Genomic DNA, 22,637 nt, shown 5'->3' on the forward strand with positions numbered 1-22,637 from the left:
AGACATCTTATGTTAAACGGCGTGGTCGTCAAGCGTGATGTCACAGGAATTACCAGGTGAGGGCGGCAAGAAACCCGAGCGCGGACGGTCCGGGCTCGGGCTGATCGTCAGTGAGGGCCGGTGGGCGAGGCCGTTCGGGGGTGGAGTGGCCGGTGTGTGCGCCAGTGCTGGTCAGTCGGTCAGGCCGAAGACGTGCTCGCGCAGATCGCGGGAGGTCTGCGCCATGTGGTCCTCCATCGCCAGCCGGGCGGTCTCGGGGTCCCCGGAACGGATCGCCTCCAGCACCCTGCCGTGCTCGTCGATCGCGTGGGTCTGGATGGCCGGAATGGACGAGGTCTGTCGGCGTTTCTCGCGCATCACCCGCGACAGCGGCTCGAACAGCACGGCCACGAACACGTTCCCGGTCGCGGACAGGATCACGTCGTGGAAGCGGATGTCGTGCTCCACGAACCCCGCGAGGTCACCCCGCGCGTGGGCGTCGCGCATCCCCTGGAGGGCCTCCTCCAGTGCGGCGAGGTCGGCCTCGTCCCGGTGCTCGGCGGCCAGCGCGGCGGCGCCGGTCTCGATCATCCGACGCACCTGGATGAGCTGGAGCGAGGCGGTGAGGTCGTCGCCCCCGCGCACCGTGGCGCGCAGTACCGCCTCCAGCCCGGTCCACTCGTCCACGGGGCGTACCAGCGTGCCGCGCCCCCGCGCCACCTCGACCACGTTCTGGGCCTGGAGGGTCCGGATCGCCTCGCGCACGGTCAGGCGGCTGACGTCGAACTCCTGGCCCAGCTCGTTCTCCGAGGGCAGCCTGCCACCGGAGGGCAGGTCACCGTCGACGATGCGGTCCAGGAGCGACTGGGCGATCTCGTCCGCGAGCAACGGCCTCGGCACGACACTTCCTCTCGGGCGGGGGAGACGGCGGGGTCGCGTAGCCCGGCGGTGCCCACCGACCCCTGGCACCCCAGGGGGTGCGCGGCAACGCAACCCTATCGCCGCCGCCCGACCCCGGCTCCCGGCCTGGCGCGAGGTCGCGGGAGCCGGGGCGTTCTCAGGAGGGGGCGGTGCGGTCGGCGGGTCTGGAGAGGGATCTGCTGGTTCCCATGGAATGCCTTTCGCGTCGGAGCATCGAGGCGGCGCCGGTCGGGGGAGGAGTTCCCGACCCTTTCCCGTTTTCGGCCGTCAGGGCATCATTGCTGGTGGAAGCGGTGCCTTCGAGGCCGCCACCCCGGTTCGGGGTATCCAACAGAGTGCGGCACGGGAAATCGAAAGGGCAAGCGAATCCCCCCAACTCATTCGGGCAAGAGGCCATTCCGGGGGAGGAATGTCGGTAATCCTCCGCAAAGGGGCGGGGGAGGGATCGGTGCGGCCCCGGGTTTCGGCCTGGTCGGTGGGGTCGGAACGGTCACGCCGTACGGGGCGGCGCCAGAGAGTCGGTGATCAGGACGGTGGTCGGCAACCGCCGTCCCCTCGGCCGGTCGTCGCGGTCCCCGTCCACCATCGCGGTCAGCGCGGTCACCGCCGCGCGGCCCAGCTCGTCGGCGGGGGTGCGCACGGCGGTGATCGGCGGCCCCGGCAGGTCGGCCAGGGCGATGTCGTCGGCCGCTGCGACGCTGATGTCCTCCGGAACCCGCACGCCGAGGCGGCCGAACTCGAACATCACTCCCAGCAGGAGCAGGCTGTTGTAGACCAGCACGGCCGTGCAGCCGGAGTCGACGATCCCGCGCGCGGCGGCCACCCCCTCGGCGAACGCCGGGCGCACCGGGCCGTGGACCCGTACCCGCAGGCCGGAGCGGGCCGCGTGCTCGACCAGCTCCGCGCGCCGGTGCCGGTCCATCCACGAACTCGGCGGTCCCGCGAGGTAGGCGACCTCGCGGTGTCCCAGTTCCACCAGGCGGTCGTAGACCTCGCCTAGGCCGCCGGGGGTGTCGACGGTGAACGAGGCCAGCCCCGGCACGCGACGGTTGATCGCCACCACCGGCTTGCGCGCGTGTGCCTCCTTCAGATCGGCGGCCGAACTCACCGGGGACTGCACGGCGAACCCGTCCACCCGATCCTCCAGTTCGTGGAGCGCCTCCGCCTCGCGGGCGGGGTCGCCGCCGGTGACGGCGATGATCACGCGCCGACCGCTCTCGGCCGCCAGGTCCTGGGCGGCCGTGGCGGTGGTGGAGTAGAAGGGGTTGTCGAGGTCGGGGACGAGCATGGCGAAGAACCCGCTGCGCCCGGTGGTCAGCGCCCGGGCGGCCGGGTTGGCGCGGAACCCCAGGCGCTCGGCCGCGTCGCGCACCCGTACCAGGGTGGACGCGGCGACCATCGACGGCCGCGACATCGCCCGCGACACGGTGGACGCCGAGACGCCAGCCTCCCTGGCCACGTCGTCCAAGCTCGCCATTCCCACTCCTCGCAGGTCACAGTGCCCCCGGTCACAATCGCGACCGTGGGGTTGGCTGGGTGCCCACCTGAAGGTTACGGTGTTGCAAGCGCTTGCAGAAGCGCTTGCAGGTGTCATCGCAGATGAGACACGCAACAAATACCGAACAACCGCCGCCAGCGACCGGGAGAGTGGAATTGTCCCGCCCGTCACCCACCGCAGAGGCCGCCCGAGTCGCTTCGCGCCGCCGTCTCCTCCCACGCCCGCCCGTCACGGTCCTGCTCGTCCCCGGGCTGGCCGTGATGCTCTTCGCCTTCTGCTATCCCGTCGTGGCCACCCTCGCCTGGCCGCCGGACGGTGACCCCGCCACGGTCGCGCGGGAGACCGGGAGCCTCCTCAGCGACCCCTACCTTCTCCCGGTGATCGCGCGCACCGTCCGCGTCGCGGTTCTGACCACCGCCCTCTGCCTGCTCATGGGCTTCCCGGTGGCCTACCTCATCTCGCGGGCACCCGGCCCCTGGCCCGGCCGACTCCTGGCCCTGGCGATCTTCCCGCTCCTGCTCAACACCGTCGTGCGGACCTACGGCTGGATCGTGGTCCTCGGCGGCAACGGCCTGATCAGCAAGATCAGCGAGGCCCTGGGCCTGGGCCGGGTCCAGCTGCTCTACACCGAGACCGCGATCGTGCTCGGCCTGGTCCAGCTGTTCCTGCCCCTGATGATCCTGTCCGCCTACTCCAGCCTCTCCCAGCAGGACCACCGCTTGGAGGAGGCCGCCCGCGGCCTGGGCGCCTCACCCGGCCGCGCCTTCCGCGACGTCGTCTTCCCCCTCGCCCTGCCCGGCGCGCTGGTCGGGTGCACCCTGGTCTTCGCGGGCGCGGTCACCGCCTTCACCACGCCCCAGCTGCTCGGCGGCCCACGCGAGCGGCTCCTGTCCACCCTGCTCTACAGCCGGGTCAACGTCAGCCTCGACTGGCCCTCCGCCAGCGCCATCGCCCTGGTGATGACCGCCCTGGTGCTGGTGGTCGGCGCGCTGTCCGGTCGGCTCGGCAAGATCGGGAGCACCACCTCATGATCCTGCGACGTCCGTTCCTCTCCCTGCTCGCGGCGGCCGCCTTCGTGCTGATGCTCGGCCCCGTGGTGATCCTGGTCGGGGTCGCCTTCACCGCCGGAAGCACCCTCGCGTTCCCGCCGGAGGGCCTGTCCCTGCGCTGGTTCTCCGCCGCGCTGGACTACGGCCCCTTCATCGACTCCTTCGGCACCAGCATGGTCGTCGCCGCGGTCTCGACCGTGATCGCGCTGGCCCTGGGCGTCCCCGCGACCCTGGCGCTGCACCGGGGCAACCCGCGCGGCCGCCGGATCATGGAGAACCTGTTCTTCGCCCCCATCGTGGTCCCCGAGCTGGTCCTGGGCCTGGCCCTGTTCCAGCAGCTCATGGTGGGCATGCGGGTGACCGCGCTCGGCGCGCTGATCATCGGCCACACGGTCCTGCTGCTCCCGTACACCGTGCGGGTGGTCGGGGCCTCGCTGGCGCTGGCCGACGCACGCCTGGAGGAGGCCGCGCGCGGGCTGGGCGCGGGCCCGGTCCGCACCTTCCTCACGGTGACCCTGCCGGTGATGGCGCCGGGCATCCTCTCGGCCACCATCCTCGCCTTCATCACCTCCCTCAACAACGTTCCGCTGTCCCTCCTGCTCACCGGCCCGGGCGTGGCCACCCTGCCGGTGGAGATGCTCAACTACGTCCAGTCCTCGTTCGACCCGGTGGTCGCGGCGGTCAGCGTGCTGCTCCTGGCGCTCAGCGTCGCCGTCGCCCTCACCACCGAACGCCTGGTCGGTTTCACGAAGGTCTTCGGTCGATGACCGGGAAGCCCGCCCTCCGGGAAGAAGGAGACACACAGATGACACCCGTCGTCGAACTCGACCGCGTCAGCCACCTCTTCGGGGCGCGGGGCGGAAAGGGCGGCACCACCGCCGTCGCCGACCTGGACCTGACCGTGCGCCCGGGGGAGTTCACCACCCTGCTGGGCCCCAGCGGCTGCGGCAAGACCACCACCCTGCGGATGATCGCCGGGTTCCTCCAGCCCACCTCCGGGCGGGTCCTGCTGGAGGGCGTGGACGCCACCCGCACCCCGCCGGAGAAGCGCAACATCGGCATGGTCTTCCAGTCGTACGCGCTGTTCCCGCACATGACGCTCCGCGACAACGTCGGCTACGGGCTGCGCACCCGCAAGGTCGCCTCCGCCGAGGCGAAGCGGCGCGCGGAGGAGGCGCTCGACCTGGTCGGCCTCGCCCACCTGGCCGACCGCAAGCCCGCCGAGCTCTCCGGCGGCCAGCAGCAGCGCGTGGCCCTGGCGCGCGCCGTGGCCATCCGTCCCTCGGTGCTGCTGCTGGACGAACCGCTCTCCAACCTCGACGCCCAGCTCCGCGTGCAGATGCGGCGCGAGCTCCTGCGGGTCCAGCGCGAGACCGGTCTGACCGCCGTCCTGGTCACCCACGACCAGGACGAGGCGCTGGAGCTCTCCGACACGATGGTCATCCTCAACAACGGGCGCCTGGAGCAGCAGGGGTCGCCCCGGGACGTCTTCCCCCGTCCCGCCAACCGCTTCGTGGCCGAGTTCCTGGGCTACGACAACTTCCCGGAGGTGCCCGGGCACGGACCGGTCACCGTCCGCCCCGAACACGTGCGGCTGCTCTCCGGCGACGCCCGCGAGGACTCCGGGGAGACCGGACTGGACGGCACCGTCGGTGAGGTCACCTTCCAGGGCAGCAACTGCCTGGTCGAGGCGGTCATCAACGGGGCCGAGGGCCCGGGGGCGGCCCTGCGGGTCCTGCACCCCGGCGACGACCTGCGCCCCGGCGACCCCGTCCGTATCGTCCTGCCCCACCGCCACCTGGTGGCGCTGCCCGCCAGCGAGGTGACCGGATGAACCGTCCCGCGCGCCTCACCGCGACCCTCGCCGGGGCGCTGGCCCTGGCCACCGTGGCCGCCTCCTGCGCACCCGTCCGCGAGGACGACCCCGACACCCTCGTGGTCAGCACCTTCGCGTTTGCCACCGAGGAGTTCACGCAGGTCGTCGCCGAACCCTTCGAGGCCGAGACCGGCATCCGGGTGGTCCTGGACACCGGGAACAACGCCGGGCGCCTCACCAAGCTGCGGATCAACTCCGAGCGGCCCGACACCGACGTCGTGCTGATCTCCGACTACTACGCCCAGATCGGCAAGGACATGGGGCTGTTCGCCCCGGTCAGCAACGAGGACGTGCCCAACCTCGACGCCATCCAGCCCTGGGCCGTGGACCCCGACGGGTACGGCCCCGCCTACACCTTCCAGCTCCTGGGCCTGATGTACCGGACCGACATGGTGGACGAGGCGCCCGAGTCCTGGGACGACCTCTGGGAGAAGCCCGCGGGAGGCTACGCGCTGCCCGACATCTCCGTGTCGGCGGGCCCGATGTTCGTCCTCGCCGCGGGGGAGCACTTCGGCTCCGGCCACTCCGACGCCGACGCCGGGTTCGAGGCGCTGGCCGGGATCGGCCCCGACGCGCTCCAGTTCTACACCGGCTCCACCGAGCTCACCAGCCTGCTGGAACGCGGCGAGATCGCCATGGCGCCCGGACTGGACAACTTCGCCATGGGGTCGGTGGAGGCCGGCCAGCCCGTGGGCTTCGCTGTCCCCGACGAGGGAAGGGTGATGACCGCCAACACCGTGCAGGTGGTGGAGGGAGCCCCCAACCCGGCCGGGGCGCGGGCCTTCACCGACTTCCTGCTGCGGCCCGAGATCCAGGAGGGGATGGCCGAGGCCCTCTACGACAAACCCGTCGCGCTGGGGGCCGAACCCACCCCGCTCATGGAGGAGGTCTCCCAGGAGGCGGCCACGGACCCCGTCGCCAGCGGCTACCACCAGGGCGACCTCGCACTGCTGGCGAACGAGCGGTCGGCCTGGCTCGACCGCTTCACCGAGGAGGTGGCCAGGTGAACCTCGTCAACGGAGGAGGACCCGTGCCCACACCCGTCGTGATCGACTGCGACCCCGGCGTCGACGACGCCGTCGCCCTGCTGCTCGCCCTGGCCTCACCGCTCCTGGACGTGCGCGGGGTGACCACGGTCGCGGGCAACGTCTCGCTCACCGACGTGAACCGCAACGCCGCCCACGTGCTGGACCTGGCCGGGGCGCCCGTCGAACTCCCGCTGGTCTCCGGGCTGGCCGGGCCGATCGCCCGCACCTCCCGGATCCGGGACGAACCCATGCACGGCGCCGGGGGACTGGGCGGGCTGGTGCCCGACTCCCCGCCCCGGCCCCTGACCCCGGGTCACGCCGTGGACTGGCTGGCCGAACGCGCCCTGGAGTCCCCGGGCGAACTGACCCTCGTGGCGATCGGACCGCTGTCCAACGTCGCCGCGATGCTCGCCCGCCACCCCGAGGCCGGACCGGCGTTCCGGGAGATCGTCGTCATGGGCGGGGCCGCCTTCGCCCAGGGCAACGTCACCCCGGCGGCGGAGTTCAACTTCCACGCCGACCCCGAGGCCGCCCGCTACGTGCTGGAGTCCGGCCTGCCGGTGAGGATCGTGGGCCTGGACGTCACCCGCACCGCGCTGTACCCGCTCACCGAGGCCGAGTACCTGGCGACCCTGCCCGGCACCGCCGGGATCGCCGGGGACCTCCTGCGCGCCTACGCCGTGCGCTACCTGGAACGGTTCGGCGTCCCCGCGGTCCCCGTGCACGACGCCCTGGCCGTCGCCGCCGTCAGCCACCCCGACCTGATCGGCTGGGAGGAGGGCAGCGCGTCCGTGGAGTGCTCCGGCGAACTCACCCGGGGAGCCCTCGTCGCGGACGTGCGCACACCCGACCGGACACGCCACGTGCGCGTGGGACGTACCGTCGACGCCGACGCGTTCTCCGCCCTCCTCACCGAGGGCATCGCCCGCCACGGGCACCCCGCCTGACCCGGCACCCGCACTCGCCCGAACCAGGCACGCACTCCGCCTCCTGAACCAGGCACACGCCCACCCGAAGGGAACCCGACACCGATGTCCCACGCCCAGCTCAGCGCCGACCTGCTCATCCGAGGCGGGGAGGTCGTCTCCGTGCACACCGGCCAGGTGTGGCGGGCCGACGTCGCCGTGACCGGTGACCGCGTCCGCGCGGTGCTGCCCCCGGGGACCCCGGTGGAGGCCGACCGGACCCTCGACGCCACGGGGCTCGTCGTCGCGCCCGGCTACGTGGACGCGCACATGCACATCGAGAGCTCGCTGCTGGCACCGGCCGAGTTCGCCCGGGTCACGCTGGCGCGCGGCACCACGACCGTGCTCGCGGACGCCCACGAGATCGTCAACGTCGCCGGACGCGACGGGCAGGCCTGGATGATCGAGCAGGGCCGGGACACCGCGCAGTCCATGCGCTGGGCGGTGCCCTCGTGCGTGCCCGCGCTCGACGGGTTCGAGACGGCCGGAGCGCGGCTCGACGACACCGACATCGCGGAGATGCTGGAGTGGGAGGGCGTCACCACCCTCGGTGAGGTCATGGACTACCGGGCGGTGGTCAACGGCGACCCCCGCATGCACGCCATCATCGACGCGGCCCGGCGCCGGGGCGTGCGCCTGGACGGGCACTGCCCCAACCTCTCCGGCGCGGAACTGGGCGAGTACCTGTGGGCCGGGATCGACTCCGACCACTGCAAGAACACCGCCGAGGTCGCCGTGGAGAAGGCCCGCCTGGGCATGCTCCTCATGCTCCAGGAGAAGTGCCTGACTCCGGAGGTGGTGCGGGCGCTCCTCGACCTGCCGCACCTGCCCGACTTCTGCCTGGTCACCGACGACATCGTGGTGGACGCGATCGTGACCACCGGCCACCTGGACCGGGTGGGTTCGGTGGCTCTGGAACGCGGACTGCCCCCGATCGCGGTGCTGCGGGCGCTCACCCTCCAGCCCGCCCGCAGGCTGGGTCTGGACGACCGGGGGACCGTCACCCCCGGCAAGCGCGCCGACCTGGTGCTGCTGCGTTCGCTCACCGAACTCACCCCCGTCGTGACCGTCGCGGGCGGTCGGGTGGTGGGCCGCGACGGCGCCCCGGTCGAGGGCCCCGGTCCGGCGCCCGACCACCGGTTCGGTGCCACCGTCCGGATCGCCGCCCCCGACACCGGGACCGCGCGCTGGCGGGTGGACCTGCCCGACGGCGACCACGCCTTCCGCGCCATGCGGGTGAACGGCGTGGACACCTACACCGAACCGGACGAGGTGGTGCTCCCGGTCCGCGACGGGGTGGTGGACTGGCAGGGCCGTACCGCCGTGGTGGCGGTCTTCGAGCGCCACACCGGGAACGGCGGGGTGGCCTTCGCCCCGGTCGTCGGTCAGAACCTCGGGGCGGGCGCGTTCGCCACCACCTACGCCCACGACAGCCACAACCTCACCGTCGTGGCCACCACCGAGGACGCCCTGCTCACCGCCGCCGCCGACGTGGTGACCTGGGGCGGCGGCATGCGGCTGGTCCGCGAGGACGGGCCGGGCGCCGGCCTGCCCCTGCCCATCGGCGGGGTCATGTCGGAGCGGCCCGCCGACGAGGTGGCCGAGGCCTCCCGCCTGCTCCGCGCCGAGCTGGCCGCCTGGGGGTGGGAGAACCGCAACGCCTTCATGAGCCTGTCGACCCTCACTCTCGCGGTCTCCCCGAGCGTGAAGATCACCGACCGGGGGCTGGTGCGCGTGGTGGACCGGGCCTGGGAGCCGGCGACCGTTGTCAGAACGCCCCCGGCGACGTAGAACCAAGGGGTGAGACCGGCCGCACCCGGCGGCCGGGCCGCCCCTTGCCCGCAGGAGGCCGTCATCGCACCCCCCGACTCCGGCTGTCCGTACCGTCTGCGCCCCGATGGCACCGCCTTCCACGAGGAGGTCGCCGAACTGCGCCAACGTGAGCCCGCCGTCCGTGTGGAGCTCCCCGGGAACCTGGTCGCCTGGGCGATCACCCGATACGACCTCCTCCGGGAACTGCTGGGCGACCCGAGGGTCTCCCGGGACTTCCGCGCGCACTGGCCCGACCACGACCAGGTCGGACACGACTGGCCACTGGCGGCCCTGGTGTTCCTGGAGAGCTTCATCAACCGCTACGGGGAGGAACACCGGAGGCTGCGCCGCAAGGTCACCCCCGCCTTCACTCCCGGGCGCATCCGCCGGATGGAGGACACCGTCCGCGAACGGGCCCGCGTCCTGGTCGCGGACATCGCCTCGGTCGAACCCGGCCAGGAGGTGGACCTGCGGGCGACCCTGGCCCGCCCGCTCACCATGTGGGTGATCTGCGAGCTCTTCGGGGTCCCCGAGGACCTGCGGGAACGGCTCGGCACGGTGATGGACGCGGTGGTCGACACCACCGTCGAGCCGGAGGTGGTCGTGGCCCAGCAGATGGAGCTGCTGACCTGCCTGGAGTTGCTCGCGGAGCACAAGCGCGCCCACCCCGCCGAGGACCTCACAGGTGACCTGATCTTTCCGAGCGACGGTGAGCCGCTGCCGCACGCCGACCTCGTCGGCACGCTCCTCCTCATGATCGGCGCCGGGTACGAGACGACGGTCAACCTCATCGCCAACTCGGTGCACTCGCTGCTCGCGCACCCCGAGTACCGCGACCGCCTGGTCGCGGGTTCACTGGCGGCCGAGGAGGTGGTGGAGGAGTCGTTGCGCCTCGACCCGCCCGCCAAGTACGTGCCGCTGCGCTACGCGGTCGAGGACATCGACGTCGAAGGGGTGCTCATCCGCAAGGGGGAGCCGATCCTGGTGGCCTTCGGCGCCCCCGGACGGGACCCGGCCCTGAACCCGGACCGCCCGGAGGCCTTCGACCCGGATCGCGAGGCGAAGGAACACCTGTCCTTCGGCCACGGGGCGCACTACTGCGTGGGCGCCCACCTGGGCCGCATGGAGGCCAGGGTGGCGTTGGAGGAGCTGTTCGGGGCCCTGCCGGGGCTCGTGCTCACCGAGGAGGGACGGGTCCGGACCCCGATCCCGTCCCTGCTGATCAACGGCCCCCTGCGGGTTCCGGCCGTCCCCCACCCCACCGTCTGACCCGCCCCAAGAACTCGAAGAAGGGCCTGGGGTAGAACCCCGGGCCCAGCGCGAGGTGACTGCCGGTGCTTGACCGTGAGTCAGCTGCTTCGCCCTCTGCGACCAGCTTCAGAGACAAAATCCTGCCGGATAGCCTTCACTAGCCGAAGCGCCTCAACGCCCCAGATCGCTGAACGGGCGAGTTCCCTGAACACCTTCTGGTAGTGCGCGACCGTTTGGGCATCAGTCAGGCACAACTCCGCGCCGATCGTTTCCACCAGGACTCGGTCGTCAGCGAAGATCCAGAAGCCGTGTGAGGGGACGACGTCCATCACCGCACGCTGCGGGATCACACCGATCTCCACGTGCTCTCGGGAGATCTCGGCGACAATGCGGTTCAGCTGCTTGATCATCACTTCAGCTGGGCACAACCGCAGTCGCAGCGCGGGCTCCCACAACAGAAACTGGAAGGTCTTACCGGGTAGGTCGAGGATGGCTTGGCGCTCCATCCTCGCTCGCACGGCCTTCGCGCCGTCGTCGGGTGACCGGTGAAGGCGTACCCCTCTACGAAACATGAACCGGGTATACTCGGCCGTCTGGAGGAGCCCAGGTACACAAACGGACTCGAAGATCCCAAAATGGCGAGTGCGCTCGTCGAGCTTGCTGTAGGCCCGCTGCTTCGGTTCGTGTCCGCCAGCCAGTTGCCGCCGCCAGCTCGAGTAGTGCGTCTCCAGGGAACGCAGCTGCGCCACCAGACCCTCGGCGGCCTCTTCCCGTCCGCACACTCGCGCCCACGACCGCAGCTCCTCCGTGTTGGAGGTCTGTTTGCCGTGTTCCAGTTTCGATACCTTGGAGGGGTGCCACCCCAAGCGCACAGCCAGTTCCCGCCCGGACAGCCCCGCCTCACCCCGGAGTTCGCGCAGACGAATTCCGAGGGAGACGCGGGCGGTCTGGTAATCGGTCATATGGCTCTGGACGCCATGTACTTCGTGAAGGTCAGCGCGTGGTGCCAGGCCGCGTCGCGTGCCTGCAAGGCGGTGAGCAGCAGTTCGGGATCCTCGCTGAGGGTCGCCCCGAGAAACCGGTCTCCGTCGAACTCGAGGCGCGCGACGGTGGTGCTGTCGAAGACCCAGAAGTCGAAGTCGGGTAGCTCGGCCACGATGGGGTGTTCGCGCGACAGGTATCGGATGTCCTCGCCCACGCCGAGGTTGTAGGGGGTTCCCCACAGCTCCCAGCGCAGGTAGTCCGAGGGCGGGTTGTCGATCAGCCGGACCCGTTCCATGCGCTTTCCGGTGGCCAGTTCCTCGCGCATCATGCTCAACCACGGCCGGAACCAGCTGATGTCCGTGTCGTCTCCGACCAGCCATCGCTGGAAGTGCTCGTCCTCGTTGAGCTTGCCGTAGTGCGTGCGTGTCTCAAGTCGCCAGGCGGTGTAACGGTATTTGCGGAAGAGCGCGGTGAAGTCCGCTCCGCTGATGATCTCGGTCATCTCACTCCTTGGGGGCGAAGCGGGTCAGCAGCGTGCGGGGTACAACAACGAACTCCTCACCTTCGAGCACGTCGCTCAACTGTTCCAGAGCCTCGGGGTCAGTCAACCGGTCTCCCTGCACCACGATGTCACCGGCCTCGGTTTCGTAGAGCGTTGGGCAGCCGCCATCCTGTGACGTCGTGCCGAGCATTCGCAACTTCATGGGTGGTCCTTTCCTGTAGCAGGAGGGGATCCCAGTCTTTCGATCACATAGAACCCGCGCCAGCCTTGGACCCCGACAGCGCGAGCAATTTCGAGCAATCTGCTCATGTGTTCCCCGTGTCCTGCCTACGCTCGCGCTGAACACTCCGGCGAACTCGTTGCCGAGACGGGAAAGGCGCCCGCTGCATGAACTCCTCGAACAGGACGATCGACGTCCCACGCATCCTCGCCCCCTACGTTCGTATCGGTGTCCAGGGCGAAACGCTCTACCTGGGCTTCGGTTCCCTCCAGCAGGCCGTCAATGATCGGACGCTGTGGGAGCCTCTGGTCCGGCTCGCTGAGTACCATCGCGAACCCCGCACACGAGCCGAGGCTCTGGGTTTCCTTCGCGGTGTCTGCCGCGTGCGGGAGTCCGTCGCGCAAGCGCTGCTCCTCACCTTGGAAGGCGGAAACTGTCTGGTCTCCGAGCACACCTACGACCCGGCGGACCGGTACAGCAGGCATGCCCTGTTCTACGAGCTGTCTGGAGGCGAAGCCGAACAGACACAGCGTCGGCTCGCTGGGTCCCACGTGCTCCTGCTCGGCTGCGGCGGAATCGGCAATCTCGTGGCCGCGACCCTGGCCACCGCCGGGGTGGGTGAACTGACCCTGGTGGACGCCGACCACGTGGAGCTGAGCAACCTCACTCGACAGTTCCTGTTCACTGAGGCCGACGTCGGTCTGGCCAAGGCTGAGGTGCTGGCACGCGAACTCCGGCGACGCGACTCCGGCTGCCACGTTCGCCCGATCGTCGAGAGCATCCCTGATGTGGAGAAGCTCCGTGCCCTACCTGAGGCCGATCTGATCCTGGTCTCGGCCGACTCACCAGGTATCACCGGTCTGGTCAACGAACACTGTGTGGTGTCAGGGCAGGCCTGGCTGAACGCCTGCTACGTCAACGACATCGCGGTCTGGGGGCCACTCGTGCTTCCCGGAGAGACCGGCTGCTGGGACTGCCAACCGCTCACCGCGCGCCCACGTGTGGACGATCCCGGACTCTCTGAACTGATCAGCAGCGTCAACCGTCGCTACCAGGCCCCGTCCAACGGCCCGGTCAACATGCTCGCGTCTTCTCTTGCTGCCTTGGACGTCCTACGTCACCTGGGCGGGTTCGGAGTACCGGCTTCACGGAACCGGCGCATGGGCGTGTGGACACACGACCTGACTCTCGACACGCAGACCGCAGAGCGCAATCCCGCCTGCCCCACCTGCGCGGATGTCCGACCTTCCGCGCCTCAACCCCAAGGAGCACGTTGAACCCCACGCCATCCGCCCCTGAATGCGTCTTCTGCAAGATCGTGGCCGGTGAGGCGCCAGCACACCGGATCTGGGAGGACGAGACGCACCTGGCGTTCCTGTCCATCTTCCCCAACACCGAAGGGTTCTCCGTGGTGATCCCCAAGGCCCACCGCACCAGCTACGTGGTGGACCTGGACCCACAGGAGTACACGGCCCTGCACCTGGCCGCACGCGAGGTCGCTCGCTGCCTGGACGCGGCCTTCCCCGACGTGGCGCGCACCGGAATCATGTACGAGGGCTACGGGGTCGACCACGCGCACGCGAAGCTCTTCCCGATGCACGGGACCGTGGGCAACGCGGGGGAGGACTGGCGCGAGGTGGCTTCCCGAATCAACGGCTACTTCGACAGGTACCAGGGGTACCTGTCGTCTCATGACCACCACCGCGCCGATGACACCTGGCTCGCCGACGTCGCCAAGCGGGTCAGGGACGCCAACCCCTGACGCTCATTGGCATCACGCACACGAAAACGGGGAAGGATCACTGTCCTTCCCCGTTCTCGAACACGTTAGTTGTTGCCGTCGTCGTTCATCGCGGCCTCCTCTGCGGTAGGGGGTCGTGTGTGTGAAGGCCAGGATCGATCTCGGGATCACCTGGCTTCGCAATCCATGAAAGCCGCTCGCGACCCGAACTCCAACGAGGTTGCTCGACATTGCTCCCGGAACGGGGAGAGCGGTCTCTTCGGGCTGGACCCCCGGCGAGTTCACCTCTGACATCCCCGGCCCCTGCCTTCTTGTCACCCTTGCAACGACAACCACGAGGAGAACCGTGACCGGCAGCCTCCGAGCCCCGATGGAACTGGCGGTGGAGTAGTGCTTCCCGAACAGGAAAAGTTGGTCGCCCGCCTCGTGCGGGTGGGCGACCTGCCCGCGCACTTGCGTCCTGCGTTCGAGGGGGTCGAGCGGCACCGGTTCCTCCCGGACCGGATCACGGGCCCGGACGGGGGGATCGTGGACCGCGCCCGGGACGAGGCCCGGTGGTTCGAGCTGGCCTATGCCGACATCCCGATCGTCACCCAGAGGGACGACGGCGCCGAGGGTGGCCCCGGGTATCCGACCAGCTCCGCCTCCCAGCCCACGATCGTCGCGGAGATGCTGCGGCGCCTGGACGTCTTCCCCGGGATGCGGGTGCTGGAGGTCGGGACCGGCACCGGGTACAACGCGGCCCTCCTCTCGCACCTGCTCGGTGACGACGAGGTGACGAGTATCGAGGTGGACGCCGAGCTGGCCGAGACCGCCCGGGTTCGGCTGATGTCAGCCGGGTTCACACCCCTGGTGGTCACCGGCGACGGCATGCAGGGCTGGCCCGCGCGCGCCCCCTACGACCGGGTGATCAGCACCGCCGCCGTCCAGCGGGTGCCCTACCACTGGGTTGCCCAGACTCAGCCGGACGGGCGAATCCTCACCCCTTGGGGCAACGCCTTCCACAACGGGGTGCTGGCCGAACTCCGGGTCGGCCCGGACGGTACGGCGCGGGGGCGGTTCGGGGGTGACGTGGCGTTCATGTGGGTGCGTGACCAGCGCGTGCCGAGGAGAGTGGTCGAGACCTACGTCCGGCCCGAGGCGCAGGAGTTCACGACCACCCGGACGGAGCTGTACCCCTACGAGCCGCTCAACGACTTCGGCGCGAGCTTCGCCATCGGGCTGCGTATGCCCTCCGTGCTGAACCGGGTCGAGTTCGGTGAGTCCGACGGCCACCGGTTCACAGTTCATCTGGTCGACCCCGACACCGCCTCTTGGGCGTCCTGGCTCATTGACCCGGACCAGCGGGGGACCGGCTACGAGGTCCGCCAGCACGGTTCGCGCGAGCTGTTCACCGAGCTGGAGTCCGCCTACCGGTGGTGGCTGCGGGAGGGCCGCCCCGAGCACCACCGGTTCGGTCTCACGGTGTCGTCCGAGTACCAACGGGTCTGGCTGGACGAGGAATCCCACCTGGTCGCCTCCGCGCCCTGAACCGGGCGCGGAGGCGACGCGGCTACCAGAGTTCGATGAGTGGGGGCAGGAGACGGGTGAGGCTGTGGGCGTCGGGGACCTCGGTGAGGCCGGTGGGGCTGGCGATCCAGTAGGAGCCGGTGCGCTCTCCGTACCAGATGATCAGGTGCGGGTTGCGGGCCTGGAGAGTGGCGGCGAGGTCGTGTTCGGTGCGGTACTCGGCCAGGTGCCCGCCGAGGCGGGGCAGGTGCTCGGCACGGCGGTCGCGGCAGGAGCGGTGGGCACAGGAGGCGCAGGCCGGGCCGGTGAGCGGGATTGGGCGGAGAGCGTCGCTGGAGGGTCGGGGTGCGGGGATAGGATGCGTCACTGATCCTGCTTTCTGACTTCGCTAGGTCTGGAATTCGGGGTTGTGTTGGGGGCCCGGGAAGCGTTGGCGCGCTTTCCTGGGCCCTTTTTCGTGCGTGCGTGGGGTTAGTGGGTCAGGTGGGGCCAGGCGCTGTCCTCGAAGTCGTAGGCGAGGAAGCCCCAGACTTCGCGGTGGCCGGGGCGGCCGTTGTCGCCCCAGTCGGTGGCCAGGGCGTCGATCATGGCCAGTCCGCGTCCGGAGTCGCTGGTGGGGTCCAGTCCGCCGGGGTTCGCGGTGAGGTGGTGGCGTTCCCTGTAGTCGATCCTGCGGTCGGTGGTGACCCCGTCGTCGCGGCAGATGACGCGGAGTCCGTCGCGGTGGCGTTCGCACAGGAGCCGGTAGGAGCGTCCGGGCAGGCCGGAGCGGGAGTGTTTGAGGGCGTTGCTGGCGAGTTCGGAGCCGATGAGGGTGAACAGGTAGCGGTAGTCGGGGCTCTGCTCGGCGGCGCAGGTGTTCAGGAAGGCCCTCACCAGCGGGAGGAAGAGCGGGGAGGCACCGAAGTCGTAGCGGCGGGTCCGGTAGTGGGGGCGGTCAGGTCGGCCGTTGAAGTAGTGCCGGTAGGCGTGGGGCACCAGTTCGTGGAGGGCGATGGTCACCTGGGCCATCGGGGGTACGGGGGCGAGCAAGGGCATGACGAACAGACTCCTGACGCAGGAAGAGGCGGCACGTGGGTCGAGGGAGTGCCCGCAAGGCCGATGACCTTCACGTTTTCCCTACGGAGGGAAAGGGGCACCACGTAGCCTGAGCACCGGAGATCCTGGCCACTGTGTGTGAGACGCCGGTCACTGGCTACACACTCATCTTGCAACTCGACATTGTCGAGAGTCAAGCGATTCGGGAAAATGTCGAGTTTTTCGGCTAGGCTCGCCCCATGCGCATCCCTTACAGCCCCACCCTCAGGCTCCGTCTGCTCGTATCCGAGCTCAAGCAGGGTCGCGAACGCTCCAAGCTGACGGTTGCCCAGGCGGGCAAGGCCTTGGGGTGGACCGCGTCCAAGATCAGCAAGATCGAGACCACTGAGACTCGTCGCATCACCACTGGTGATCTGGACAAGCTCATGGATCTTTACGAGATCAGCGACCCCTCAAAGCGCCTAGCTATGCACGCTCTGGCGCGCGATGCCAAGGAGAGGGGCTGGTGGTCAAAGTATCGGGAGGTCTTTGGGGAGCAGGCTCTACCGGATTTCGAGGCGGAGGCTTCGGTCATCCGTAGCTTCGAGGGGTTGGTCATCCCTGGGCTGCTTCAGACACCGGAGTACGCCGAAGCCCTGTTCCAGGGTGGGCGCTACACCGATGCGAAGGACATTGCCCACCGTGTAGACGCTCGGATGACTCGGCGTGAGATCCTGTCTCGTATCAACCCGGTCCACTTTCGAGTCGTCATGGATGAGGCAGCTCTGCGGCGGATGGTGGGTGACGCGTCGATCATGTCCCAGCAGCTGGGGCACCTTCTCGACATGGCGAAGATGCCCAACGTGGACGTTCAGGTACTGCCGTTCACCGCAGGCTCTCACGCTGCTTTGGTTGCCCCGTTCAGCATCCTGGAGTTCCCCGAACACCTGGCGCTGCCGATCGTCCATGTCGGTACCGTGACGGATTCAGTATTCTTCGAGCAGCCCAAGGATGTTGCGCGCTACAGTGCCACGTTTGGCGATATCCAGGGCACTGCACTGAGTACCACCCAGAGCGCCCGGTTCATTACCGACGTGCTCACGTCCCTAGAGAGTGACCGATGAGCAACGAGCTGGTTTTCCGCAAAAGCAGCTACAGCGGGCAAGAACCCAACTGTGTCGAGGTCGCGCACGTCCCTACGGACTTCCGGAAGAGCAGTCACAGCGGCCAGGGTCAGAACTGTGTTGAGGTGGCTGACCTGCCGTGCGGTGCTGCTGTTCGGGATTCGAAGAACCCGGCCAAGGGTCACTTCCCCTTCCCCTCCGACGAGTGGTCCGCCTTTCTCCGCTCCGCTCGCCGCTGACCCCGAAGTGGGGCCGTAACGCGCACACGGACAAGCCGGAGGGCTCGGGGCACACACCCCGGGCCCTCCCTCATGCCGTCACGCCGTTACTCGGTCAGGAGAAGTCCTCGACGTTCTCCTCGGTGACGACCTCGACGGGGACCATCACGGTCTCCTCCAGGGCCTCACCGTTGGCGGCGGCGATGGCGTTGCGCACCGCCGTCCGGCCGAGCTCGGCGGGCTGCTGCGCCACCGACGCGTGCAGAACACCGTCGGCCACGGCCTCGAGACCCTCGGGGGTGCCGTCGAAGCCGATGACCACGGCCTCCTCGCCGCGCGAGGACAGCGCGGCCGCGGCACCCAGGGCCATCTCGTCGTTCTCCGCGAACACACCGTCGATGTCCCCGTTGCCCTGCAGCATGTTGGTCATCACGTCGAGTCCCTTGGAGCGGTCGAAGTCGGCGGGCTGCTGGGCCACCACCTCGATGTCCGGGAACTCCGCGATGCCCTCCTCGAAACCGGCGCCGCGCTCGCGGCTGGCGGACGTGCCCGGGGTTCCCTGGAGGACCACGATCCGGCCCTCCTCACCGAGCGCCTCGGCCATGGTCCGGGCCGCCAAACGCCCTCCCTCGACGTTGTCGGAGGCCACCAGGGTGGCCACCTCGGCGTCCGTGACACCACGGTCGGCGGCGATCACGGGGATGTCGGCGTTGTTGGCGCCGCCCACCGGGGGACCGGCGGCGTCGGAGTCCACCGGGTTGACGACCATCGCGTCCACACCGGTGCTGACGAAGTTCTGGATCTGGTCCGCCTGCTGGGAGGCGTCGTCCTGGGCGTCGGTGACCACCAGGTTCACTCCGGCCTCGTCGGCCTCGGCCTGGGCACCGTCCCGCATCTGGATGAAGAACGGGTTGTTGAGCGTGGACACCGACATGCCCACGCGAGGGCCGTCGGAGGAGGAGTTGGGGACGAGGAAGGACAGCGCGCCCACCACCACGGCGGTGACCGCGGCCGCGATCGCCAGCTGGAACCCGCGTCGGCCCCTGCTCACCGAAGCCCCGCCCCCGGTGCCGCCGCCCCCACCACCGGAACGGCGGCGCAGCGTGTCGAACAGGACCGCCAGGGCGATGACCACACCGATGACGACCTGCTGCCAGAACGCGGAGACCGACAGGAGGTTCAGGCCGTTGCGCAGCACCGCGAGGATGAGCGCACCGATCAGCGTGCCGAAGGCCGTACCCACGCCACCGGCCAGGCTCGCGCCGCCGATGACCACTGCGGCGATGGCGTCCAGCTCGTACCCCTGCGCGGCCTGGGGCTGCGCGGAGGCCAGACGGGAGGCCAGGATGACACCGGCCACCGCGGCGAACAGGCCGGACAGCGCGTAGATGCCCAGCTTCTGGCGCTTGACCCGGATACCGGACAGGCGCGCCGCCTCCTCGTTGCCGCCGATCGCGTACATCGCGCGCCCGGTGAAGGTACGGCGCAGGATGACGGCGGTGACCAGGCCCATCACGACCATGATCAGTACCGGAACGGGGAACCAGCCGCCGATCGAACCGCCCAGGGCGGCCACGGAGTCCGGCAGGGCGATGGGGCTGCCCTCGGAGATCACCAGGGACAGACCGCGTCCCACGGAGAGCATCGCCAGCGTGGCGATGAACGGCGGAAGCTTGCCGTAGGCGATCAACGCGCCGTTGACCAGGCCGCAGGCGGTACCCGTGGCGGCGGCCAGCGGCAGCGCCAACCAGACCGGCACCCCCTCGACCGTGGCCAGGAACGCCAGCACCGTCGCGGACAGCGCCGCGACCGAACCCACGGACAGGTCGATCCCGCCCGCGATGATCACGAAGGTCACGCCGAAGGCCAGGACCGCGATCACGGCCGCCTGCACACCCACGTTGAGCAGGTTCTGCGCGGTGAGGAAGTCGCCGGACAGCAGCGACATGACCACGACCAGGAGGGCCAGGGCGGTCAGCGCGCCGTTCTCCAGCAGGAAACGCCGCACGGCGGGCCAGACGCCGCCGCTCTTGTCTGTGTCAGTGGCCATGGGGGCCCTCCACTCCGTTCTCTTCCGTGTCGGTTCGGGGGGTGGCGGCCAGCGCCAGGGACATCACGGCGTCCTGCGTGGCGTCCTCGGCGGCCAGCTCCCCGGTGATGCGGCCCTGGGCCATGACGAGGACGCGGTCACTCATCCCCAGGACCTCGGGGAGGTCGCTGGAGATCATCAGCACCGCGTGCCCGGAGGCGGTGAGCTCGTTGACCAGGCGGTAGATCTCGACCTTGGCGCCCGCGTCCACACCGCGCGTGGGCTCGTCGAGGATGAGCACCTTGGAGTCGGCCAGCAGCCACTTGCCGATGACGACCTTCTGCTGGTTGCCGCCGGAGAGGGTGCGTACGTGCTGGTCGATGCCGGACATGCGGACCCCGAGCTCACCGGCGATCCGCCGGGCGGACGCCCGCTGGCCGGAGCGGTCCACGAACCCGACCCGGCTGGTCGGGCCGAGGGTGACCAGGCCGAGGTTCTCCTCCACGGAGGCGTCCAGGACCAGGCCCTGGCCCTTGCGGTCCTCGGGGACCAGACCGAGCCCGGCCCGCATGGCGGCGTTGACGTCCCCGCCGGGCAGGGCCCGGCCGAGCACCTCGACCTCGCCGCCGTCGTAGGGGTCGGCGCCGAACACCGAGCGCGCGACCTCGGTGCGGCCCGCACCGACCAGCCCGGCGAGGCCGACCACCTCGCCCGCGTGCACGTCGAGGTCCACGTCCTGGAAGTGGCCGTTCCGCGTCAGACCGCGCACCCTCAGCAGCGGCTCACCGGGTTCGGGGCGCTCGCGCGGGTACTGTTCGTCGATGCTGCGCCCCACCATCAGGCGGACGAGCTCGTCCTCGGGGGTGTCGGCGCCCACGTGCGCCACCGAACGGCCGTCGCGCAGAACCGTCACGCGGTCAGCGAGCGCGCCGATCTCCTCCAGGTGGTGGGTGATGAAGACGATCCCCACGCCCTCGTCGCGCAGGCGCCCGGCGATCTCGAAGAGCCGCTCGATCTCCCCGGTGGTGAGCACGGCCGTGGGCTCGTCCATGATCAGCACGCGGGCGTCCAGGCTCAGCGCCTTGGCGATCTCCACCATCTGGAGCTGCGCGATGCCCAGGCCGCGCACCTTGGCGCGGGGGGACACGTTCACGCCGACCCGGTCCAGCAGGAGCGCCGCCTCGGCCTCCATCCGCCCGTGGTCGATGAGCCCGAACCTGCGGGGCTGGCGGCCCAGGAAGATGTTCTCGGCCACCGTCACGTCGGGGACCAGGTTGAACTCCTGGTAGATGGTGGCGATACCCAGGCGAGCGGCGTCCTGGGCGTCGCGGATGACGACCTCCGCGCCGTCCACGAGGACGCGCCCCCGGTCGGGCCGGTGGGCTCCGGAAAGCACCTTGATGAGGGTGCTCTTCCCGGCCCCGTTCTCACCGAGGAGGGCGTGGACCTCGCCTCGGCGGAGGTCGAAGCCGACGTCGTCGAGGGCCACCACCCCCGGAAAGGCCTTGCGTACGCCCTCGATGCGCAGCAGTTCGTGCGGGCTACTCACGTGCGGCTCCTCCTGTCTGGAGTGGCGTGGCGGGCTCGCCGCAGGAGCGGCGGACGACCAGGTGGGCGGGGAGGACGGTCGAGGTGGCCGGTTCGCCCGCGATGAGCGCGGCCAGGGCCCGGACCGCGACCCGCCCGAGTTCGGCGGTGGGCTGGGCGATCGTGGTGATCGGCGGGTCGGTGTGGGAGAACCACGGGATGTCGTCGAAGGCGGCCAGCCCGATGTCGTCGGGTACGCGCAGGCCCCGCGCGGAGATCGCGTCGAGGGCGCCCAGCGCCATGAGGTTGTCGGTGGCGAAGACGACGTCCGGCGGTTCGGGCAGGTCCAGGAAGCGTTCGGTGGCCACGCGGCCGCTCTCGGCCTGGAAGTCGCCCCGGCCCACGTAGGCCTCCGGGAGGGGGAGGCCGTGACCGGCCAGGGCCGCGCGGAAGGCGTCGAGCCGTTCGCGGCCGGTGGTCGTGGCGGCGGGGCCGGTGATGACGGCGATCCTGCGGCGGCCCAGGGCGTGCAGGTGGTCGACCAGGTCACGGATGGCGTCCCGGCCGTCCGCGCGCACCACGGGGGCGTCGGCCCCGGCGATCCAGCGGTCCACGAAGACCACGGGGGTGGGCCCGGCGGCGGCTTCGAGGGTGCTGGGGGAGTGGCCGTCGGCGGGGGAGACCAACAGGCCGTCGATGCGGCGTTCCAGCAGGTTGCGGACGTGGTGGTCCTCCAGGTCCGCGCGTTCGTCGGCGTTGCCGATGATGACGCTGAACCCCAGGGCGCGGGCCTCCTCCTCCACGGCTCGGGCGAGCTCGGTGAAGTAGGGGTTGAGGACGTCGCTGATGACCAGGCCGATGGTGCCGGTCCGGTCGGTGCGCAGGGAGCGCGCCACGACGTTGGGCCGGTAGCCCAGGGCGTCGACCGCGGCGAGGACCTTCTGACGGGCGCCGTCGCTGACGGACGGGTGCCCGTTCAGCGCACGGGAGACGGTGGCCACGGACAGCCCCGACGTGGCGGCGACGTCCTTGATGCTCACCACCCCGGACCACCGCCCCTGCCGTGTTCCAGGGTGTGGCCACCGGGGCCGACGACCCGCATGGAAACGTTTACATGTGCGATCACGAAGACATGATGCGTCATCAGCACAGGAATTCACAAGTCAGGGTCGGCGGGTACCGGTGTGTACCAGCTCGGAACGCCCGTGGGCGGGGCGGTGTCGACCCGTGTGCACGGGTCTCACGTGAGGGACCTCTCGGCCGCGCGAGGTCGCTGAACCGGTCGGACGGCGACCCGGTCCTGGTTCGCGCGGATCTCGTCCACGGCGGAGGGTGACGGTCGGCGGGTGCTCGGGGCGGTGGCGGTCCCGCCACGGCCCGAGCACCC

General features: G+C 70.1%; 22 protein-coding genes. 12 read left to right on the forward strand and 10 right to left on the reverse strand.

The annotated features are described in order from the left end of the window. Positions 1–171: 171 nt before the first annotated feature. Together AC0VYM_RS08455 and AC0VYM_RS08460 are read right to left on the reverse strand one after the other, a co-directional pair. Complete coding sequence (locus tag AC0VYM_RS08455; protein WP_475460747.1) at positions 172–879, reverse strand: FadR/GntR family transcriptional regulator; 708 nt, start codon at positions 877–879, stop codon at positions 172–174. A gap of 511 nt (positions 880–1,390) precedes the next feature. After that, a complete protein-coding gene (locus tag AC0VYM_RS08460) occupies positions 1,391–2,377 on the reverse strand; it encodes a LacI family DNA-binding transcriptional regulator (RefSeq protein WP_475460749.1) in 987 nt (328 codons plus the stop codon). Positions 2,378–2,547: 170 nt separating this feature from the next. Between AC0VYM_RS08460 and AC0VYM_RS08465 the strand changes: the two genes are divergently transcribed. The 7 genes from AC0VYM_RS08465 to AC0VYM_RS08495 all read left to right on the forward strand — a co-directional run bounded on the left by AC0VYM_RS08465 (position 2,548) and on the right by AC0VYM_RS08495 (position 10,397). Continuing rightward, positions 2,548–3,429, forward strand: a complete 882-nt coding sequence (locus AC0VYM_RS08465) for an ABC transporter permease (protein WP_475460751.1) — start codon at positions 2,548–2,550, stop codon at positions 3,427–3,429. Continuing rightward, entirely contained in the window at positions 3,426–4,214 is a 789-nt protein-coding gene (locus AC0VYM_RS08470) for an ABC transporter permease (protein WP_475460753.1), read from the forward strand. Before AC0VYM_RS08465 ends, AC0VYM_RS08470 begins: the two co-directional genes overlap by 4 nt. Before the next feature lie 38 nt (positions 4,215–4,252). Then, positions 4,253–5,281, forward strand: a complete 1,029-nt coding sequence (locus AC0VYM_RS08475) for an ABC transporter ATP-binding protein (protein WP_475460755.1) — start codon at positions 4,253–4,255, stop codon at positions 5,279–5,281. Further along, entirely contained in the window at positions 5,278–6,330 is a 1,053-nt protein-coding gene (locus AC0VYM_RS08480) for an ABC transporter substrate-binding protein (RefSeq protein WP_475460756.1), read from the forward strand. Before AC0VYM_RS08475 ends, AC0VYM_RS08480 begins: the two co-directional genes overlap by 4 nt. Positions 6,331–6,353: 23 nt before the next feature. Further along, the gene (locus AC0VYM_RS08485) at positions 6,354–7,298 is read left to right on the forward strand and encodes a nucleoside hydrolase (RefSeq protein ID WP_475460758.1); all 945 of its coding nucleotides are present in this window, start codon (positions 6,354–6,356) and stop codon (positions 7,296–7,298) included. A gap of 84 nt (positions 7,299–7,382) precedes the next feature. Beyond that, a complete protein-coding gene (locus AC0VYM_RS08490; RefSeq protein ID WP_475460760.1) occupies positions 7,383–9,107 on the forward strand; it encodes an adenine deaminase C-terminal domain-containing protein in 1,725 nt (574 codons plus the stop codon). A 9-nt stretch (positions 9,108–9,116) separates the two neighbouring features. Then, a complete protein-coding gene (locus AC0VYM_RS08495; protein ID WP_475460762.1) occupies positions 9,117–10,397 on the forward strand; it encodes a cytochrome P450 family protein in 1,281 nt (426 codons plus the stop codon). Positions 10,398–10,477: 80 nt separating this feature from the next. Here the strand turns inward: AC0VYM_RS08495 and AC0VYM_RS08500 are convergent, their stop codons facing one another. From AC0VYM_RS08500 to AC0VYM_RS08510, 3 genes are read right to left on the reverse strand one after another with little or no spacing between them, the layout of a single operon-like run. Next, positions 10,478–11,341 (reverse strand): helix-turn-helix domain-containing protein, encoded by an 864-nt coding sequence (locus tag AC0VYM_RS08500; protein WP_475460764.1) that lies wholly within the window; start codon positions 11,339–11,341, stop codon positions 10,478–10,480. After that, positions 11,338–11,865, reverse strand: a complete 528-nt coding sequence (locus tag AC0VYM_RS08505) for a DUF6879 family protein (RefSeq protein ID WP_475460766.1) — start codon at positions 11,863–11,865, stop codon at positions 11,338–11,340. The genes AC0VYM_RS08500 and AC0VYM_RS08505 overlap by 4 nt, the downstream gene beginning before the upstream one ends. Before the next feature lies 1 nt (position 11,866). Next, entirely contained in the window at positions 11,867–12,067 is a 201-nt protein-coding gene (locus AC0VYM_RS08510) for a hypothetical protein (protein ID WP_475460768.1), read from the reverse strand. Positions 12,068–12,252: 185 nt separating this feature from the next. Between AC0VYM_RS08510 and AC0VYM_RS08515 the strand changes: the two genes are divergently transcribed. The 3 genes from AC0VYM_RS08515 to AC0VYM_RS08525 all read left to right on the forward strand — a co-directional run bounded on the left by AC0VYM_RS08515 (position 12,253) and on the right by AC0VYM_RS08525 (position 15,356). Then, positions 12,253–13,362, forward strand: a complete 1,110-nt coding sequence (locus AC0VYM_RS08515) for a TOMM precursor leader peptide-binding protein (RefSeq protein ID WP_475460770.1) — start codon at positions 12,253–12,255, stop codon at positions 13,360–13,362. Beyond that, complete coding sequence (locus AC0VYM_RS08520) at positions 13,359–13,847, forward strand: HIT family protein (protein WP_475460772.1); 489 nt, start codon at positions 13,359–13,361, stop codon at positions 13,845–13,847. The genes AC0VYM_RS08515 and AC0VYM_RS08520 overlap by 4 nt, the downstream gene beginning before the upstream one ends. Before the next feature lie 369 nt (positions 13,848–14,216). Further along, a complete protein-coding gene (locus tag AC0VYM_RS08525; protein ID WP_475460774.1) occupies positions 14,217–15,356 on the forward strand; it encodes a methyltransferase domain-containing protein in 1,140 nt (379 codons plus the stop codon). 22 nt (positions 15,357–15,378) lie between these two features. Here the strand turns inward: AC0VYM_RS08525 and AC0VYM_RS08530 are convergent, their stop codons facing one another. Then, on the reverse strand, positions 15,379–15,702 hold the full coding sequence (locus tag AC0VYM_RS08530; protein WP_475460776.1) for a hypothetical protein: 324 nt from the start codon (positions 15,700–15,702) through the stop codon (positions 15,379–15,381). Between the two features lie 104 nt (positions 15,703–15,806). Continuing rightward, positions 15,807–16,373, reverse strand: coding sequence for an ATP-binding protein (locus tag AC0VYM_RS08535; protein ID WP_475460778.1), 567 nt, complete (start codon positions 16,371–16,373; stop codon positions 15,807–15,809). A gap of 239 nt (positions 16,374–16,612) precedes the next feature. On the opposite strand from AC0VYM_RS08535, the gene AC0VYM_RS08540 reads away from it, so the two are divergent. Further along, positions 16,613–17,476, forward strand: a complete 864-nt coding sequence (locus AC0VYM_RS08540) for a helix-turn-helix domain-containing protein (RefSeq protein ID WP_475460780.1) — start codon at positions 16,613–16,615, stop codon at positions 17,474–17,476. Beyond that, positions 17,473–17,715 carry a DUF397 domain-containing protein gene (locus AC0VYM_RS08545; protein ID WP_475460782.1) on the forward strand — a complete coding sequence of 81 codons (243 nt, stop codon included), beginning with the start codon at positions 17,473–17,475 and terminating at the stop codon, positions 17,713–17,715. Before AC0VYM_RS08540 ends, AC0VYM_RS08545 begins: the two co-directional genes overlap by 4 nt. Positions 17,716–17,809: 94 nt before the next feature. Here the strand turns inward: AC0VYM_RS08545 and AC0VYM_RS08550 are convergent, their stop codons facing one another. From AC0VYM_RS08550 to AC0VYM_RS08560, 3 genes are read right to left on the reverse strand one after another with little or no spacing between them, the layout of a single operon-like run. Further along, positions 17,810–19,744, reverse strand: a complete 1,935-nt coding sequence (locus tag AC0VYM_RS08550) for an ABC transporter permease/substrate-binding protein (protein WP_475460784.1) — start codon at positions 19,742–19,744, stop codon at positions 17,810–17,812. Beyond that, complete coding sequence (locus AC0VYM_RS08555; RefSeq protein ID WP_475460786.1) at positions 19,734–21,272, reverse strand: sugar ABC transporter ATP-binding protein; 1,539 nt, start codon at positions 21,270–21,272, stop codon at positions 19,734–19,736. The genes AC0VYM_RS08550 and AC0VYM_RS08555 overlap by 11 nt, the downstream gene beginning before the upstream one ends. Further along, positions 21,265–22,293 carry a LacI family DNA-binding transcriptional regulator gene (locus AC0VYM_RS08560; RefSeq protein ID WP_475460788.1) on the reverse strand — a complete coding sequence of 343 codons (1,029 nt, stop codon included), beginning with the start codon at positions 22,291–22,293 and terminating at the stop codon, positions 21,265–21,267. The genes AC0VYM_RS08555 and AC0VYM_RS08560 overlap by 8 nt, the downstream gene beginning before the upstream one ends. Positions 22,294–22,637 lie beyond the last annotated feature (344 nt).

The sequence above is a fragment of the Nocardiopsis sp. iso_237 genome (assembly GCF_056173345.1).